This is a genomic window from Sphingomonas sp. BK345, from assembly GCF_014193845.1.
Classification (GTDB): Bacteria; Pseudomonadota; Alphaproteobacteria; order Sphingomonadales; family Sphingomonadaceae; genus Sphingomonas.
Map to the genome: position 1 here is coordinate 221,275 of NZ_JACHZX010000001.1, position 15,610 is coordinate 236,884.

Annotated in this window: 19 protein-coding genes; 15 read left to right on the forward strand and 4 right to left on the reverse strand. The window is 69.8% G+C overall.

Translation table 11 applies throughout. The annotated features are described in order from the left end of the window. Positions 1–129: 129 nt before the first annotated feature. Positions 130–441: a GIY-YIG nuclease family protein gene (locus FHY03_RS00990; RefSeq protein WP_183928178.1), complete on the reverse strand. Its 312-nt coding sequence runs from the start codon at positions 439–441 to the stop codon at positions 130–132. 38 nt (positions 442–479) lie between these two features. Here FHY03_RS00990 and FHY03_RS00995 point away from each other — a divergent pair, with 38 nt between their 5' ends. The 15 genes from FHY03_RS00995 to pnp all read left to right on the forward strand — a co-directional run bounded on the left by FHY03_RS00995 (position 480) and on the right by pnp (position 12,606). Then, positions 480–1,187: a DUF448 domain-containing protein gene (locus FHY03_RS00995; protein ID WP_183928180.1), complete on the forward strand. Its 708-nt coding sequence runs from the start codon at positions 480–482 to the stop codon at positions 1,185–1,187. Beyond that, positions 1,184–3,940, forward strand: a complete 2,757-nt coding sequence (gene infB, locus FHY03_RS01000; RefSeq protein WP_183928182.1) for a translation initiation factor IF-2 — start codon at positions 1,184–1,186, stop codon at positions 3,938–3,940. The genes FHY03_RS00995 and infB overlap by 4 nt, the downstream gene beginning before the upstream one ends. 3 nt (positions 3,941–3,943) lie before the next feature. Beyond that, positions 3,944–4,330 (forward strand): glyoxalase superfamily protein, encoded by a 387-nt coding sequence (locus tag FHY03_RS01005; RefSeq protein WP_183928184.1) that lies wholly within the window; start codon positions 3,944–3,946, stop codon positions 4,328–4,330. Then, the gene (gene rbfA / locus FHY03_RS01010) at positions 4,317–4,721 is read left to right on the forward strand and encodes a 30S ribosome-binding factor RbfA (RefSeq protein WP_183921205.1); all 405 of its coding nucleotides are present in this window, start codon (positions 4,317–4,319) and stop codon (positions 4,719–4,721) included. The genes FHY03_RS01005 and rbfA overlap by 14 nt, the downstream gene beginning before the upstream one ends. 31 nt (positions 4,722–4,752) lie before the next feature. Continuing rightward, positions 4,753–5,028, forward strand: a complete 276-nt coding sequence (locus FHY03_RS01015) for an AbrB/MazE/SpoVT family DNA-binding domain-containing protein (RefSeq protein WP_183928186.1) — start codon at positions 4,753–4,755, stop codon at positions 5,026–5,028. Between the two features lie 112 nt (positions 5,029–5,140). Then, positions 5,141–5,419: a type II toxin-antitoxin system VapC family toxin gene (locus FHY03_RS01020; RefSeq protein ID WP_183928188.1), complete on the forward strand. Its 279-nt coding sequence runs from the start codon at positions 5,141–5,143 to the stop codon at positions 5,417–5,419. Further along, positions 5,419–6,000 (forward strand): thymidine kinase, encoded by a 582-nt coding sequence (locus FHY03_RS01025; RefSeq protein ID WP_183921208.1) that lies wholly within the window; start codon positions 5,419–5,421, stop codon positions 5,998–6,000. The genes FHY03_RS01020 and FHY03_RS01025 overlap by 1 nt, the downstream gene beginning before the upstream one ends. Positions 6,001–6,020: 20 nt before the next feature. Beyond that, positions 6,021–6,455, forward strand: coding sequence for a VOC family protein (locus tag FHY03_RS01030; protein ID WP_183921504.1), 435 nt, complete (start codon positions 6,021–6,023; stop codon positions 6,453–6,455). Between the two features lie 49 nt (positions 6,456–6,504). Next, the gene (locus tag FHY03_RS01035; protein WP_183921209.1) at positions 6,505–7,020 is read left to right on the forward strand and encodes a DUF2975 domain-containing protein; all 516 of its coding nucleotides are present in this window, start codon (positions 6,505–6,507) and stop codon (positions 7,018–7,020) included. Then, entirely contained in the window at positions 7,020–7,238 is a 219-nt protein-coding gene (locus tag FHY03_RS01040; RefSeq protein WP_183928190.1) for a helix-turn-helix transcriptional regulator, read from the forward strand. Before FHY03_RS01035 ends, FHY03_RS01040 begins: the two co-directional genes overlap by 1 nt. Next, a complete protein-coding gene (locus FHY03_RS01045; RefSeq protein ID WP_183921211.1) occupies positions 7,235–8,005 on the forward strand; it encodes a hypothetical protein in 771 nt (256 codons plus the stop codon). Before FHY03_RS01040 ends, FHY03_RS01045 begins: the two co-directional genes overlap by 4 nt. 33 nt (positions 8,006–8,038) lie before the next feature. Then, complete coding sequence (locus FHY03_RS01050) at positions 8,039–8,731, forward strand: site-2 protease family protein (RefSeq protein ID WP_183921212.1); 693 nt, start codon at positions 8,039–8,041, stop codon at positions 8,729–8,731. A gap of 4 nt (positions 8,732–8,735) precedes the next feature. After that, on the forward strand, positions 8,736–9,755 hold the full coding sequence (truB, locus tag FHY03_RS01055; RefSeq protein ID WP_183928192.1) for a tRNA pseudouridine(55) synthase TruB: 1,020 nt from the start codon (positions 8,736–8,738) through the stop codon (positions 9,753–9,755). 25 nt (positions 9,756–9,780) lie between these two features. After that, positions 9,781–10,050 (forward strand): 30S ribosomal protein S15, encoded by a 270-nt coding sequence (rpsO, locus tag FHY03_RS01060; protein ID WP_132910206.1) that lies wholly within the window; start codon positions 9,781–9,783, stop codon positions 10,048–10,050. A 204-nt stretch (positions 10,051–10,254) separates the two neighbouring features. After that, positions 10,255–12,606: a polyribonucleotide nucleotidyltransferase gene (gene pnp, locus FHY03_RS01065; RefSeq protein ID WP_183921214.1), complete on the forward strand. Its 2,352-nt coding sequence runs from the start codon at positions 10,255–10,257 to the stop codon at positions 12,604–12,606. Between the two features lie 131 nt (positions 12,607–12,737). Here the strand turns inward: pnp and egtD are convergent, their stop codons facing one another. The 3 genes from egtD to FHY03_RS01080 form a co-directional block, all read right to left on the reverse strand. Continuing rightward, positions 12,738–13,715: an L-histidine N(alpha)-methyltransferase gene (egtD, locus tag FHY03_RS01070; protein WP_183928194.1), complete on the reverse strand. Its 978-nt coding sequence runs from the start codon at positions 13,713–13,715 to the stop codon at positions 12,738–12,740. 1 nt (position 13,716) lies between these two features. Then, positions 13,717–14,976, reverse strand: coding sequence for an ergothioneine biosynthesis protein EgtB (gene egtB, locus FHY03_RS01075; RefSeq protein WP_183928196.1), 1,260 nt, complete (start codon positions 14,974–14,976; stop codon positions 13,717–13,719). A gap of 69 nt (positions 14,977–15,045) precedes the next feature. Next, entirely contained in the window at positions 15,046–15,603 is a 558-nt protein-coding gene (locus FHY03_RS01080; protein ID WP_183928198.1) for a cob(I)yrinic acid a,c-diamide adenosyltransferase, read from the reverse strand. Positions 15,604–15,610: the final 7 nt, after the last annotated feature.

The window sequence follows — 15,610 nt, forward strand, 5'->3', positions numbered from 1 at the left end:
CTGGCTCACCCGTCATCCCGGCCTTGTGTCGGGATCCACCGTGCCGCGCGCCCGCCGGCGGTGGCGCACGCGGACAAGTGGGCCCCGGAACAAGTCCGGGGTGACGGCGCGAGTTGGGCTGACCGACTCTCACCCACGCAGCGGCGGCAAACCCAGACCGGCTGCCAGATCATCCCAATGCGGATTGTCGCGCTCGATGAGGTTGAACTTCCACTGACGTGGCCATCGTTTGATGCGCTTCTCGGCAGCGATCGCGTCGACCATCATCTCGGCCGTCTCATACCAGACGAGCCGCGTCACTTCGTGTCGCTTGGTGAAGCTGTCAGCGTTTCCGCAACGATGCTGCGCGACCCGCGCCGCCAACGCCGCCGTCACGCCGACGTACAGAGTGCCATGACGCGCGCTCGCCAGCAGGTACACGCAGGGCACGCGTTCGCGCATCGATGGGCCTCCCTCTTCATTATAAAGGAGGCGCGCGCATGAGCGAACCCGTCCGCTCCTGCATCCTCACGCGCGAGCGTGCCGATCCGGCGCGGCTCGTCCGCCTCGCGCTTGCCCCGGACGGGCGCATGCTGCCCGACGTGCGCGCCAAGGCGCCCGGGCGCGGCGCGTGGGTCGGCGTCGCGCGTCCCGAACTCGAACAGGCGATCGCCAAGGGCAAGCTGCGCGGCGCCCTCGCGCGCGCGTTCAAGACCGGCGAGCTGACCGTCCCCGACGATCTGCCCGACCTGATCGCCGCCGCGCTGGAGCGGAACGCGCTCGACCGACTCGGGCTCGAGGCGCGTGCCGGCACGATCGCGACCGGCGCCGAGCGGATCGAGACCGCCGCGCGCTCGGGAAAGCTGCACGCGCTGTACCACGCCGCCGACGCGCGCGAGGACGGGCGCCGCAAGCTAGCCCAGGCGTGGCGCGTCGGCAGCGATCGCGAAGGAAGTGACCTCAAGGGCTTGGCGTTGCCGGTCGAGCGCCCCATATTGTCGTTGGCGCTGGGCCGCGAGAATGTGGTACACATCGGCGTCATAGACCGCACCGCGGCCGGACGATTGGGCGAAGCGCTCGACCGCTGGCTGCACTTTATCGGCCCTGAACTGACCTCCGCACCTTGCGCTACGGCCGCGCAAGGCGCATCGGCGCCCGGCACCGCCGGGCCCGCTTCGGCCGTGAGATTGCACGAGGAATTTGAGTGAGCGAGACCGACAACGACAAGCCGAAACTCGGGATGCGCGCGCCGCTGGGGCTGAAGCGCACGGTCGAGACCGGCAAGGTGAAGCAGAGCTTCAGCCACGGCCGTAGCAATACGGTGGTGGTCGAGGTGAAGCGTCGCCGCGTGCTCGGTCCGCAGGGCACGCCCGAGCCGACGCAGGCGCCGACGCCCGAGCCGATCGCCGCCACTCCGGCGCCTGCCCCGGCGCGCCCCGCGCCGCGCCCGCCGATCTCCAACGAGACCGCGCAGGAGCGTCAGGCGCGCCTGCTGCGCGAGGCCGAGGACCAGCGCATGCACGCGTTGGAGGAAGCGCGTCGCCGCGAAGAGGGCGAGCGCCAGCGCGCGGTAGAGGACGAGCGTCGTCGCGCCGAGGAGCGCGCGCGCGCCGAGGCCGAGGCGCGTGCCGCCGCCGAGGCGCCTGCGCCGACCCCCGCGCCGGAACCAACCCCGGAACCGACCCCGGCGCCGGAGCCGACCCCCGCCCCGGTCGCGGAGGCGCCGAGCGCCCCGGCCGAGCCGGTCGTCGCCGAGCGCCCGACGCCAGCGCCCGCCCCGACGCCGACCCCGGCAGCACCGCCGGCCCCGCCGCCGGTGCTCGAGCTGGGCCGCGACCCGGCGATGCCGGCGCCGCGCCGCTTCTCGCCGGTCGCACGCCCCGAGATCCCCAAGCCGCAGCCCAAGCCCGAGCCGAAGCCAGCCCCTGCACCGACCGCCAGCGCCGCCCCGGCGGCGAGCGGCGGCGGGACCGCGGGCGGCGCGTCGCGCAGCCTGCCGAGCGGCCAGGCGACCCCGCGCAACGCCGCGCCGGCGCGGCCGCAGCAGCGTGACCGCAAGGGTGACGAGCGCCGCGGCGGCAAGCTGACCGTCACGCGCGCGCTCAACGAGGACGGCGCGCGCGCGCGCAGCCTCGCCGCGCTGAAGCGCGCGCGCGAGAAGGAGAAGCGCGGCTTCTCCGGCCCGCGCGAGCCGCAGGCCAAGCAGGTCCGCGACGTTCAGGTGCCCGAGGCGATCACCGTGCAGGAGCTCGCCAACCGCATGGCGGAGCGCGGCGCCGATCTGGTCAAGACGCTGTTCAAGATGGGCATGCCCGTCACGATGACGCAGACGATCGACCAGGACACCGCCGAGCTGCTGGTGACCGAGTTCGGCCACAATATCGTGCGCGTCTCCGACTCGGACGTCGATCTCGCGCTCGACACCACCGAGGATTCGGCGGACCAGCTCCAGCCGCGTCCCCCCGTTGTCACGATCATGGGCCACGTCGATCACGGCAAGACCAGCCTGCTCGACGCGCTGCGCGGCACCGACGTCGCCAAGGGCGAGTCGGGTGGCATCACGCAGCATATCGGCGCCTATCAGGTGACGCTGAAGGACAAGTCGAAGATCACCTTCCTCGACACGCCGGGCCACGAGGCCTTCACTGCGATGCGCGCGCGCGGCGCGGACGTGACCGACATCGTGGTGCTGGTGGTCGCCGCCGACGACGGGCTGATGCCGCAGACGATCGAGGCGATCAACCACACCAAGGCGGCAGGCAAGCCGATGATCGTGGCGATCAACAAGATCGACAAGCACGACGCCAACCCGCAGCGCGTGCGCGAGCGTCTGCTCGAGCATGACGTCCAAGTCGAGATGATGGGCGGCGAGACGCAGGACGTTGAGGTGTCCGCGCTCAAGAAGACCGGCCTCGACGAGCTGATCGACAAGATCCAGCTCCAGGCCGAGCTGCTCGATCTCACCGCCAACCCCGATCGCGCCGCCGAGGGCAGCGTGATCGAGGCGAAGCTCGACAAGGGTCGCGGGCCGGTCGCGACGGTGCTGGTCACGCGCGGCACGCTCAAGGTCGGCGACGTCTTCGTCGTCGGCGCCGAGAGCGGCAAAGTCCGCGCGCTGGTCGACGACAAGGGGCGTCAGCTCAAGCAGGCGGGGCCGTCGATGCCGGTGGAGGTGCTCGGCCTGTCGGGCACGCCGTCGGCCGGCGACCAGCTCCAGGTGGTCGAGAACGAGGCGCGCGCGCGTGAGGTAGCCGAATACCGCCAGAGCGTGCTGCTCCAGAAGCGCACCACCGCGGCGCCGACCAGCCTCGAGAACATGTTCTCGGCGCTGCGCGCCAACGCCGCGATCGAATATCCGCTCGTGGTGAAGGCCGACACGCAGGGCACGGTCGAGGCGATCGTCGCGTCGATCAACAAGATCTCGACCGACCTCATCAAGGCGCGGGTGCTGCACTCGGGCGTCGGCGGGATCACCGAGAGCGACGTGACGCTGGCGGGTGCGTCGGGGGCGCCGATCATCGGCTTCCACGTCCGCGCCAATGCCAAGGCGCGCGAGATCGCCGAGCGGCAGAAGGTGGCGCTCAAGTACTATGACGTCATCTACGACCTTATCGACGAGATCCGCGCCGGCATGGCGGGCGAGCTCGGGCCCGAGGCGTTCGAGACGGTGGTCGGCCGCGCCGAAATCCGCGAGGTCTTCTCCGCGGGCAAGCACGGCAAGGCGGCGGGTCTGCTCGTCACCGAGGGTGTCATTCGCAAGGCGCTCAAGGCGCGCATCACGCGCAACGACGTCATCATCTACCAGGGTGAGATCGCGTCGCTGCGCCGCTTCAAGGACGACGTCGCCGAGGTGCGCGCGGGCCTGGAGTGCGGTGTCACGTTCTCGCAGAACTTCGTCGACATCAAGGCCGGCGACTATCTCGAGACGTACGAGGTCGAGCTGCGCGAGCGCACGCTGTAAGGGATGACGACGCTCGGTACGGTCACCCCCGTCTTGCGCAGCTTCGATGCGGCGCGGACGCGGGCGTTCTATCTGGATTTCCTCGGCTTCGAATTGGTGTTCGAGCATCGGTTCGAGCCGGGGATGCCGCTCTACATGGGCGTCAAGTCCGGGGATTGTACGCTGCACTTGTCGGAACATTACGGCGACGGCGCGCCGGGCGCTTCGGTGCGGATCGCGTGCGACGATGTCCTGGCCTATGCCTCGACGCTGCGCGGGCGCGGGTTCGAGAATGCGCGTCCGGGCGAGCCGCAGCGGATGCCATGGGGCGCGCTGGAGATCGGCGTGCACGATCCGTCGCACAACCGCCTGACCTTCTTCACCCCTGTCGACGGTAATGACGATGAATGAGCAGAGCGGCGAACGCTCGGTCCGCACGCTGCGCGTCGGCGAGCAGGTGCGTCACGTGCTGTCGGAGATCCTCCAGCGCGGCGACGTGCATGACGACACGCTGGCCTCGCACATGGTCAGCATCACCGAGGTGCGGATGTCGCCCGACCTGCGCCACGCCACCGTGTTCGTGAAGCCACTGCTCGGGCGCGACGAGGAAGCGGTGCTCAAGGCGCTGCGCACCAACACCGCCTATCTCCAGCGCGAGGTGGCGCATCGCGTGCGCACGAAATACGCCGCCAAGCTCAAGTTCCTGGCAGACGAGAGCTTCGACGAGGGCAGTCACATCGACTCGCTGCTGCGTCGCCCCGAGGTGGCGCGCGACCTGCCCGCCGAGGGCGAGGACGATTGACGCTCCCGCCGGTAAGACGCATCTTACCGGCATGAACGCGATCACGCGACTTTCGGACAAGGGCCAGGTCGTCGTCCCCAAGGCGATCCGTGACCTGAAGGGCTGGGCCCCGGGGCTTGACCTCGAGGTCGTCGACGCCGGCGACGGTGTAATGCTGCGGCCGCGCCGTCGGGTCAAGACGCTGACGCCATCAGAGGCGGTGGCGCGCTTCAAGGAGATCTACCAGCATCAGGGTCCGCCCGTCACGCTCGAGGAGATGGACGAGGCGATCGCCGAGGAGGCCGCTCGTCGAGCCGAGCGCTGGTGACCACCGCGGTCGACACGAACGTGGTGCTGCGATGGATCACGCGCGACGATCCGGTACAGGCCGCGGCCGCCGATCCTATCTTCGACAAGCCTGTCATCATCACCACGACGGTTTGCTGGAGACCGAGTGGGTCTTGCGCGGACGACGCTACGCGATGCGGCGCAACACCACCGCCACCCTCTTCGAGCAAATCGCGGAGACCACGACGGTGACGCTCGAGCACGAGGACGGCGTACGCTGGGCCATCGGGCGATATCGTTTGGGCGCCGATTTCGCCGACATGATCCACCTCGTCGTACCGGCGGAAGCCACACGCTTCGTCACCTTCGACCGCCGTCTCGCCCGGCACGCCGGCACCGAGGCCCCGCTCGCGATCGAGACGCTCGCCTGATGGCCAAGCTGTATTTCTACTATGCCAGCATGAACGCGGGGAAGTCGACCAACCTGCTCCAGGCCGACTTCAACTACCGCGAGCGCGGCATGCGCACGATGCTGTTCACCGCCGCGGTGGACGATCGCTTCGCCGCGGGCACGATCACCTCGCGGATCGGCCTCACCGCGCCCGCCACGATGTTCGACGCCGCGACCGACCTCGCCGCGGTGGTCGCGGCCGAGCACGCGCGCGCGCCGCTGGCGTGCGTGCTGGTGGACGAGGCGCAGTTCCTCACCGCCTCACAGGTCGACCAGCTCGCCTGGCTCGCCGACGTCGAGGACGTCCCCGTGCTCGCCTATGGCCTGCGCACCGACTTCCTCGGCCAGCTCTTTGCGGGCTCGGCGCGGCTGCTCGCGCTCGCGGACTCGCTGGAGGAGATCAAATCGGTGTGCGCGTGCGGGCGCAAGGCGACGATGAACCTGCGCGTCGACGCCGGCGGACGCCCAGTCACCGCGGGGCGCCAGACCGAGATCGGCGGCAACGATCGCTATGTCGCGCTGTGCCGGCGCCATTTCAGCGCGGCATTGGCAGAGGGGTGAGCGCTGAGCCGATCCTGCGGGTGAGCGGCATCAACCATGTCACGCTGGCGGTGAGCGACGTGGCGCGCTCGCTCGCCTTCTACCGCGACGTGCTGGGGTGCACCGTGCGTGCGCGCTGGGCGCACGGCGCCTATGTCGAGGCGGGCACGCTGTGGCTGTGCCTGCTCCACGACGACGCCGCGCGCACGGCACCACACCCCGACTACACCCACCTCGCCTTCAGCGTGGCAGAGGCGGACTATGCGGCGCTTAGCGCGCGCCTGACGGCGGAGTGCGTGATCTGGAAGACTGATCGCAGCGAGGGCGCGTCGACCTATTTCCTCGATCCCGACGGCCACAAGCTGGAGATCCACCTCGGCACGCTCGAGACGCGGCTGGCGCACTATCGCCAACACCCTCTCAAAGGCGTCGAGGTCATCGCGCGCGAGACCGACCGACCATCGCCGGAGGCTTGACGCCTTATTGAATATCGATAACATCGATAATCAATAAGGAGAGTGTCAGATGAGGGATCGTGTCCTGATCGTCGCCAGCGGCGTGGTCCGCGTCGCGGGATGGGTGAACAGCCTCGCCGCCGCCGGCTTCGTCGTCGCCGTGGCGCTCTCCTTCGCCTTCGCCGACGCGATCGGCGCGCATCTCCTCGCCAAATATCCCGGCCACGACATCGCCCTGACCGTCGCGATGCTCCGCACCATGGCGGCGCTGGGACTGATCGGCTGCGTTGCGGTGCGCCAGATCCTGGTGGCGCTCGGCGCCATCCTGTCGAGCGTGCGCGCCGGTGACCCGTTCGTCGCCGCCAATGCCGCCCGGCTCCAGCGGATCGGCTGGGCACTGCTGCTGCTGCAGGTGCTCGACCTGGCCGACGGCATGTTCGTGCTGGGCTTCGATCGGCTCGGCGTCGACCACGCCACCTGGGTGCCCGGCTTCACCGGCTGGGTTGCAGGGCTAATGATGTTCGTGCTCGCGCGCGTCTTCCGAGCCGGTGCGGCGATGCGCGACGATCTGGCGATGACGATCTGATGCCGATCCTGGTCAACCTCGACGCGATCCTGCAGGCGCGCGGCATGACGCTGACCGGCCTCTCGCAGTCGGTCGACATCACGTTGGCGAACCTGTCGATCCTCAAGACTGGCAAGGCCAAGGCGATCCGCTTCTCCACCTTGGAGGCGATCTGTCACGCGCTCGACTGCCAGCCCGGCGACATCCTCGTGTTCGATGACGAAGGAGATGTCCGATGATCGCGCTGTTCCTGCGCACCTGGGGCGGCGCGTTCCGCGACGCCGCGCGGCTGGTGCGCGCGCTGCCGCTGCTGGTCGCGGTGATGGTCGGGCTGGAGCTCGCGCAGCACGCGGTCGAGTTGCGGGTCGGATTCTTCTCGCCCGATCGCGCGGTCCACGCCGCCGCGGCAGATCATCCGCTGCGGCTCGCACTCGGCTGGCCCAAGATGATCGCGCTCAGCCTCGTCGCCTTCGCCGCGACGCGCCGGCTGCTCGCGGGCGAGGCGCCGCTCCGTCCCGCCGCGGAGGCGATGCGCCGGCACTATCTGTGGGTCATGGCGCTTGAGCTCATTCCCGCCGCGATCATCATCCACGCCCCCGCGATCGCGGCCGCGCTGGGCGTCGGGGCGGGAGCGGTACTGCCGCTCCGGGTGACGACCGGCTTGGCGCTGCAGCTCGCCGAGCCGGCATTGTTCCTCTGGTTCGCCAACGCCGCCGCGGGGTCGGGCGGAGTCGGGCCGGTCGCCTCCGCGCAAGCGACCCGGTGGCTCTATCCCTGGGCGCTGCTGCTGATGCTCGCGGCGCGACTGCCGCTCGCGCAGCTGCACGGCCGTCTCAACCTATGGGCGGTGGGCCAGACGACCGCTACGCAATGGGGCCTGCTCGCGCTCGACGCGCTGGTCGTCGGGATCCTGGCGCTCGTGGTGCCGGCGGCGCAGTTAAGGGCCGCGCGGGTGATCGCCGCCCGGCGAGCGCGGCCGTTGCTCGTCGACGCGCCCGCCACCTAGCCGAAGCGCGCGCCCTCGCCTATCTCGCGCGTCATGGACCCCACCGGCATCATCTGGCGGGCGGCAGTGTGGATCATCCCGCTGGTGCTCGCGATCGTCTTCCATGAGGTGAGCCACGGGCTGGCCGCGCGCGCGCTCGGCGACCCCACCGCCGCCGAGCAGCGCCGGCTGTCGCTCAACCCGCTGCGCCACGTCGATCCGGTCGGCACCGTGATCCTGCCGCTGCTGCTCGCGCTGGCGAAGGCGCCAGTGTTCGGCTGGGCCAAGCCGGTCCCGGTCGACGCCCGCCGCCTGCCCCACCCGCGTCGCGACATGATGCTGGTGGCGCTCGCCGGGCCGGGGTCGAACCTCGTGCTCGCGCTGGTCGGCGCGGTGCTGCTCGGCGCGCTCACCCCCAGCCTCTATGGCATCCAGCCCGGCAGCCTCACCGCCTTCGTCGCGGCGAACCTGCTCAACTTCGTGATGATCAACGTCTTTCTCGCCATCTTCAACCTGATCCCGCTGCCGCCGTTCGACGGTGGGCACGTCGTCGCCGGGCTGCTGCCCGAGCGGTTGGCGCAGCGCTGGGACCAGCTCGCGAGATATGGCCTGCTGCTGTTCATCCTGCTGCTGCTGGTGCTGCCGTCGATCGTGCCCGGCGCCAACATCGTCCAGCGGCTGGTGGCGCCGCCGGCGCAGGCGCTGACCGAATGGTATCTCGGCCTCGCCCAGTCGATCGCGGGTTGAGCGCGTGCACGGCTGGCTGATCCTCGACAAGCCGCTCGGGCTGGGGTCGACGCAGGGCGTCGCCGCGGTGAAGCGGGCGCTGCGCACCGCGGGCGCGCCCAAGCTTAAGGTAGGGCACGGCGGCACGCTCGACCCGCTCGCCACCGGCGTGCTGCCGATCGCGATCGGCGAGGCGACCAAACTCGCCGGGCGGATGCTCGACGGCGACAAGGTCTATGACTTCACGATCCGCTTCGGCGAGCAGACCGACACGCTCGACGCCGAGGGAAAGGTGATCGCGACGAGCGACGTGCTGCCGACGCTGGCGGGGCTGGAGGCGGTGCTGCCGCGCTTCACCGGGCCGATCGCGCAGGTGCCGCCGGCCTATTCGGCGCTCAAGGTGGACGGCGCGCGCGCCTATGACCTGGCGCGCGCGGGCGAGGAGGTGGTGCTCGCGACGCGCGGCGTGACGGTGCATGGGCTGGCGGTATGCAAATCCTTCCCCGCACGGGGAGGGGGATCATCGCGTAGCGATGGTGGAGGGGGGGCGGCCACGAGCGACTCGCTGGCGGCGAGCCCCCTCCACCCCTCGCCTTCGGCGAGCGGTCCCCCTCCCCGTGCCGGGGAGGATCTTATCCGGCTCGACCACGTCACCCTCACCGCCTACGTCTCCAAAGGCACCTACATCCGCAGCCTCGCCCGCGACATCGCGCTGGCGCTCGGCACGGTCGGCCACGTCACCTATCTGCGCCGCACCAAGGCCGGCCCGTTCACGCTCGCCGAGGCGTTATCGCTGGACAAACTCGACGAACTCGCTAAGGCGCGCGGTCTTGAACACTCCCTTCTGCCGCTGGGCGCGGGGCTGGACGACATCCCGGCTCTCTCGCTCACTCCCGACCAGGCAGGGGCGCTCCGTCAGGGGCGAGTGCTGGCCGGGATCGCCGCCGACGACGGCCAGGCTTTCGCGCTGCTGGGTGAGACACCTGTCGCGCTGGTCGAGGTGGAAAGCGGGCTCGCCCGCGTCGTCCGTGGCTTCAACCTGTAACGTACCGATGTCGCTAGGAAGATAAATGACGATCACCGCTGAACGCCGCCAGGAAGTCATCAAGGATCACGCCCGCGCCGATGGCGACACCGGGTCGGTCGAGGTCCAGGTCGCGATCCTGACCGAGCGGATCAAGAATCTGACCGAGCACTTCAAGGGCCACGCCAAGGACAACCACTCCCGCCGCGGCCTGCTGATGATGGTCAACAAGCGGCGCTCGCTGCTCGACTATCTCCGCAAGAAGGACGGCGACCGCTACGTCGCCCTCATCGCGAAGCTCGGTCTTCGCAAGTGACACAAAGGGGCGGCCCGCAAGGTCCGCCCCTTTTGTCATCCCGGACTTCGATCCGGGATCCAGCAAGCAGGGGCGCGGGAGCGCCCGGCCGGTCCGCTGGAGCCGGCGCGGGAGGACGGACAATAAGGTCCGCCCTTCCCTGGGCCGCTACTGGCCCACTCGCAGGCCCCTCGGTGATCCGCACCGGGGAGTGAAGGAAATGATATGTTCGACACCAAGAAAGTGGAAATCCAGTGGGGCGGCAAGACGCTGACCCTGGAGACCGGCCGCGTCGCGCGTCAGGCCGACGGCGCCGTGATCGCGACGCTCGGCGAGACGGTCGTGCTGTGCGCGGTGACCGCTGCCAAGACGGTCAAGGAGGGGCAGGACTTCTTCCCGCTCACCGTCCACTATCAGGAGAAATTCTCCGCCAGCGGCCGCATCCCCGGCGGCTTCTTCAAGCGCGAGCGCGGCGCGACCGAGCGCGAGACGCTGATCAGCCGTCTCATCGACCGCCCGATCCGCCCGCTGTTCCCCGAAGGCTTCTACAACGAGATCAACTGCATCGCGCAGGTGCTCTCGTATGACGGCGAGAACGAGCCCGACATCGTCGCGATGGTGGCGGCCTCGGCGGCGCTGACGATCTCGGGCGTGCCCTTCATGGGCCCGATCGGCTGCGCGCGCGTCGGCTACAAGGACGGCGAGTATCAGCTTAACCCGACCGACGGCGAGGTCGCCGAGGGCGAGCTCGACCTGGTCGTTGCCGCCACGCACGACGCGGTGATGATGGTCGAGTCCGAGGCCAAGGAGCTGTCGGAAGAGGTGATGCTGGGCGCGGTCATGTTCGCGCACAAGGCGTCGCAGCAGGTGATCAACGCGATCATCGACCTCGCCGAGCAGTCGGCCAAGGACCCGTGGGAGCTCGCTCCGGTCGACGACAAGTCGGCGACCATGGCCAAGCTGAAGAAGGCGATCGGCAAGGACGTCGAGGCGGCCTACAAGCTGACCGACAAGCAGGCGCGTCAGAACGCGCTCAACGCCGCGCGCACCAAGGCGCGCGAGGCCTTCGCCGACCTCAAGGAGAGCGACCCGGCGCAGTATCTGGGCACGCTGAAACTGGTGAAGAAGCTCGAGGCCGATATCGTCCGCGGCGCGATCCTCAAGAGCGGCCGCCGCATCGACGGGCGCGACACCAAGACGGTGCGCCCGATCGCCGCGGAGGTCCACTTCCTGCCGCGCGCGCACGGCTCGGCGCTGTTCACCCGCGGCGAGACCCAGACGATCGCCACCACGACGCTGGGCACACGCGACGCCGAGCAGATGATCGACGGGCTCAACGGCCTGTCGTACCAGCATTTCATGCTGCATTATAACTTTCCGCCCTATTCGGTCGGTGAAGTGGGCCGCTTCGGCGCGCCGGGTCGTCGTGAGATCGGCCATGGCAAGCTGGCGTGGCGCGCGCTGCACCCGGTGCTGCCGACCAAGGAGGAGTTCCCCTATACGATCCGCGTCACCAGCGACATCACGGAGAGCAACGGCTCCTCGTCGATGGCGACGGTGTGCGGTGGCAGCCTGGCGCTGATGGACGCGGGCGTGCCGCTCAAGCGTCCGGTCTCGGGCATCGCGATGGGCCTCATCCTCGAGGGCAAGGACTTCGCGGTCCTCAGCGACATCCTCGGCGACGAGGATCACCTCGGCGACATGGACTTCAAGGTGGCGGGCACGTCCGAGGGCATCACCAGCCTTCAGATGGACATCAAGATCGCCGGTATCACCGAGGAGATCATGAAGGTCGCGCTGGCGCAGGCCAAGGACGGCCGCGCGCACATCCTCGCCGAGATGAACAAGGCGCTGGGTGAGACCCGCACCGAGCTGTCGGCGCACGCGCCGCGGATCGAGACGATGCAGATCGACAAGTCGAAGATCCGCGACGTGATCGGCACCGGCGGCAAGGTGATCCGCGAGATCGTCGCCACCACCGGCGCCAAGGTCGACATCGACGACGAGGGCGTGATCAAGATCAGCTCGTCGGACGGCGCGCAGATCGAGGCGGCGATGAACTGGATCAAGGGCATCGTCGAGGAAGCCGAGGTTGGCAAGATCTACAACGGCAAGGTCGTCAACATCGTCGACTTCGGCGCCTTCGTGAACTTCATGGGCGGCAAGGACGGTCTCGTCCACGTCTCCGAGATGAAGAACGAGCGCGTCGAGAAGCCGGGTGACGTCGTCACCGAGGGCCAGGAAGTGAAGGTCAAGGTCCTCGAGATCGACCCGCGCGGCAAGGTCCGCCTGTCGATGCGCGTCGTCGACCAGGAGACCGGCGCTGAGCTGGAGGACACCCGTCCCGCGCGCGAGCCGCGCGGCGAGCGCAGCGATCGCGGCCCGCGCCGCGAGGGCGGCGGGCGTGACGGTGGTCGCGGCGGTGACCGTGGCGGCGATCGCGGCGGTGACCGCGGTCCGCGCCGCGAGGGCCGTGGCCCGCGCCGCGAGCGCGCCGAGGGCGGCGCCAAGGAAGGCGGCGACGAGGGCGATGCGCCCGCGTTCGCCCCGGCCTTCCTGACCGGCGACCGCGACTGAGTGAGCGCCGTGCTCCTGCGGACGCAGGAGCAAGATCTCCTTGGACGCCGCGAAAGCCACCTCATCAATGCGAACGGCCCCGGCAGCGATGCCGGGGCCGTTCTCGTATCAGCGTCCCGCGATGCTCTGCGTCAGGGCGCGGGCCGCTCGGGCTGCGCCTCGGCGAGGATCACCGCGAACAGGCCCTTGTCGTCGATCCATTCGCGCACCGGGGTCCAGCCGCCGCTGCGGAGCAGGATTCGCGCGTCGCGCTCGCCGTACTTGTGGCTGTTCTCGGTGTGAATCGTCTCGCCCTCGGCGATGTCGAACGCGCGCCCGTCCACCTCGAACGACACGTCGCGACGCGCCTCCAGGTGCATCTCCACGCGCGCGCGATCGTCGTTCCACACCGCGCCATGGCGGAAAGCGTCGAGCGGGATCGTCCCCTCAAGCTCGCGGTTGATCCGCTCGAGCAGGTTGAGGTTGAACGCCGCGGTGACGCCCTGCGCGTCGTCATAGGCGGGTAGCAGAACGTCGGGCCGCTTGATCCGGTCCATGCCGATCAGCAGCATCGCCCCCTCGCCCAGCGAGGCGCGCATGGCGCGCAGCAGGTCGACCGCGGCGAGCGGGATCAGATTGCCGATGGTCGAGCCCGGGAAGAAGCCGAGCTTGGGCAGATCGGCGACCTGAGCGGGCAACGTCAGCGGGCGCGTGAAATCGCCCTCGAACGGCAGCACCGGTAGACCGGGGAAGGCCTGCGCCAGCGCCTGTGCCGACTCGCGCAGGAAGTCGCCCGAGATGTCGATCGGCACATAAGCGGCGGGCTCGACGCAGCGCAGCACCACCGGCGTCTTGGTCGACGAGCCCGAGCCGAACTCGACCACCGCACGCCCCCGTCCGGCGAGCTGGCGCAGCTCTGGGCAGAGGTCGTGGAGCAGCGCCGTCTCGGTGCGGGTCGGGTAATATTCGGGCAGCTCGGTGATCTGCTCGAACAGCTGCGAGCCACGATGATCGTAGAACCAGCGCGCGGGGATCGCACGCGGGCGGCGTGTGAGCCCGGCGAGCACGTCGGCGCGGAACTGGGGATCGGCGAGGCTGGCCTGGCCGTCGTCGATCTCGGGCTTGAGCATGTCAGAGGTCCTTCGCGAGACGAACGCCGGTGAATTGCCAGCGCTGATGGGGGTAGAAGAAGTTGCGGTAGCTGGCGCGCGCATGGCCGCGCGGCGTGGCGCAGCTGCCGCCGCGCAGGACGAACTGCCCGCTCATGAACTTGCCATTATACTCGCCGACCGCGCCCTCGACCGGGCGGAAGCCGGGGTACGGGCGATAGGCCGAGCCGGTCCACTCCCACACGTCGCCGAAGAAGGCAGGACCGTCGCTCGCAGGGCGCGGCTCGACCGCGCCGGCGCGATCGAGCTGGTTGCCGCCGGCGGGGTCATGGCCAGCGGCCGCGGCCTCCCACTCGAACTCGGTCGGCAGCCGCGCCCCCGCCCAGCTGGCATAGGCGTCGGCCTCGTAGAAGCTGACGTGCGTGACCGGCGCGGCGGGGTCGATCGCGCGGCGACCGTCGAGACCGAAGCGGGTCCACACGCCGTCGCGCTGTTCCCAGTAGAGCGGCGCGCCGACGCCCTCGCGCTGCACCCAGGCCCAGCCGTCGGCGAGCCACCAGCGCGGCGTCGCATACCCGCCGTCGGCGATGAAGGCGGCCCACTCGCCGTTGGTCACCGTGCGATCGGCGAGCGCATGCGGCGCGAGCAAGGCGCGATGTCGCGGCCCCTCGCAGTCGAAGGCGAACCCCTCGCCGGCATGGCCGACCTCGACGACGCTCTCGCCGCGCTCGATCCAGCCGATCGGGCCCGGCATCGCCACCGGCACCTTGCGCGCCGCCGACCAGATCGCGGGCTCGAGCGGGTTCTCGCCGAAGAGATGGAGCATGTCGGTGACGAGCAGTTCCTGATGCTGCTCCTCATGGTGACAGCCGAGCGCGACCAGCTCGCGCGCCGCCTCCGGCAGGCTGGGGAGCGCGTCGATCAGGGCGGCGTCGACCGCTGCGCGATAGCCGCGCACCTCGTCGAGCGTCGGGCGCGTGATCATGCCGCGCCGCGCGCGCGCGTGGCGGCGTCCCTCGGCCTCGTAATAGCTGTTGAACAGAAAGGGGAAGCGCTCGTCGTGGCGCTGATAGCCGGCGACATGGTCGCGCAGCACGAACGTCTCGAAGAACCAGGTGGTATGCGCGAGGTGCCATTTGGCCGGGCTGGCATCGTCCATCGACTGGCCGGTCGCGTCGGCGTCCGAGAGCGGCGCCACCAGTGCCTCGCTCAGCGCACGGACACCGCGGTAGCGGTCGCCCAGCGACGACTCGCCGGTCTTCAGATCAGGCAGCGCTGCCATCGGATCGTCTCCCAACCCGCCGCGCCCGACCCCACGCCCGCGCGACGCTCGCCGGCGCCTTATCCTAGGTTAACGATTGGCCCCCGCGACCCACAAAACGTCGCCATCCGCCGTTTTGTTCACGGCGCGGCACAGGACGAACAGGAAATCGGACAAGCGGTTCAGATACATGACAGCGGCGGGGTTGGCGTGCGGCGACAGCGCGACGGCACTGCGCTCGGCCCGGCGCACGATCGCGCGCGCGAGATGGAGCGCCGCGGCCGCCCCGCCAGGGAGCACGAAGCTGGTCAGCGGCGGCAGATCGGCGTTGAGCGAGTCGATCTCGTGCTCGAGCCGCTCCACCTGTGCCGGCACCACCCGCAGCACCATCTCGGACGGCGTGAAGTCGTCGCCCGGCGTGGCGAGGTCGGCGCCCAGGTCAAACAGATCGTTCTGAACGCGACGCAGCGCCGCGACATGACCGACGTCGGCGAGCGTCTCGGCAGCGACGCCGATCGCGCTGTTGGCCTCGTCGACGTCGCCGATCGCGGCCATGCGCGCGTCGTCCTTGCGCACGCGGCTGCCGTCGACCAGCCCGGTCGTGCCCGCGTCGCCGGTGCGGGTGTAGATGCGATTTAGCTTGACCACCTTACGG

What these genes read in the sequence shown, in the direction of transcription:
- FHY03_RS01045 (WP_183921211.1), top strand. Translation starts at nt 7,235, where the DNA reads ATGATCGCGCTGTTCCTGCGCACCTGGGGCGGCGCGTTCCGCGACGCC.
- egtD (WP_183928194.1), bottom strand. Translation starts at nt 13,715, where the DNA reads ATGCTCAAGCCCGAGATCGACGACGGCCAGGCCAGCCTCGCCGATCCC.
- FHY03_RS01050 (WP_183921212.1), top strand. Translation starts at nt 8,039, where the DNA reads ATGGACCCCACCGGCATCATCTGGCGGGCGGCAGTGTGGATCATCCCG.
- FHY03_RS01025 (WP_183921208.1), top strand. Translation starts at nt 5,419, where the DNA reads ATGGCCAAGCTGTATTTCTACTATGCCAGCATGAACGCGGGGAAGTCG.
- FHY03_RS00990 (WP_183928178.1), bottom strand. Translation starts at nt 441, where the DNA reads ATGCGCGAACGCGTGCCCTGCGTGTACCTGCTGGCGAGCGCGCGTCAT.
- egtB (WP_183928196.1), bottom strand. Translation starts at nt 14,976, where the DNA reads ATGGCAGCGCTGCCTGATCTGAAGACCGGCGAGTCGTCGCTGGGCGAC.
- pnp (WP_183921214.1), top strand. Translation starts at nt 10,255, where the DNA reads ATGTTCGACACCAAGAAAGTGGAAATCCAGTGGGGCGGCAAGACGCTG.
- FHY03_RS01015 (WP_183928186.1), top strand. Translation starts at nt 4,753, where the DNA reads ATGAACGCGATCACGCGACTTTCGGACAAGGGCCAGGTCGTCGTCCCC.
- FHY03_RS00995 (WP_183928180.1), top strand. Translation starts at nt 480, where the DNA reads ATGAGCGAACCCGTCCGCTCCTGCATCCTCACGCGCGAGCGTGCCGAT.
- FHY03_RS01035 (WP_183921209.1), top strand. Translation starts at nt 6,505, where the DNA reads ATGAGGGATCGTGTCCTGATCGTCGCCAGCGGCGTGGTCCGCGTCGCG.
- rpsO (WP_132910206.1), top strand. Translation starts at nt 9,781, where the DNA reads ATGACGATCACCGCTGAACGCCGCCAGGAAGTCATCAAGGATCACGCC.
- FHY03_RS01040 (WP_183928190.1), top strand. Translation starts at nt 7,020, where the DNA reads ATGCCGATCCTGGTCAACCTCGACGCGATCCTGCAGGCGCGCGGCATG.
- FHY03_RS01005 (WP_183928184.1), top strand. Translation starts at nt 3,944, where the DNA reads ATGACGACGCTCGGTACGGTCACCCCCGTCTTGCGCAGCTTCGATGCG.
- rbfA (WP_183921205.1), top strand. Translation starts at nt 4,317, where the DNA reads ATGACGATGAATGAGCAGAGCGGCGAACGCTCGGTCCGCACGCTGCGC.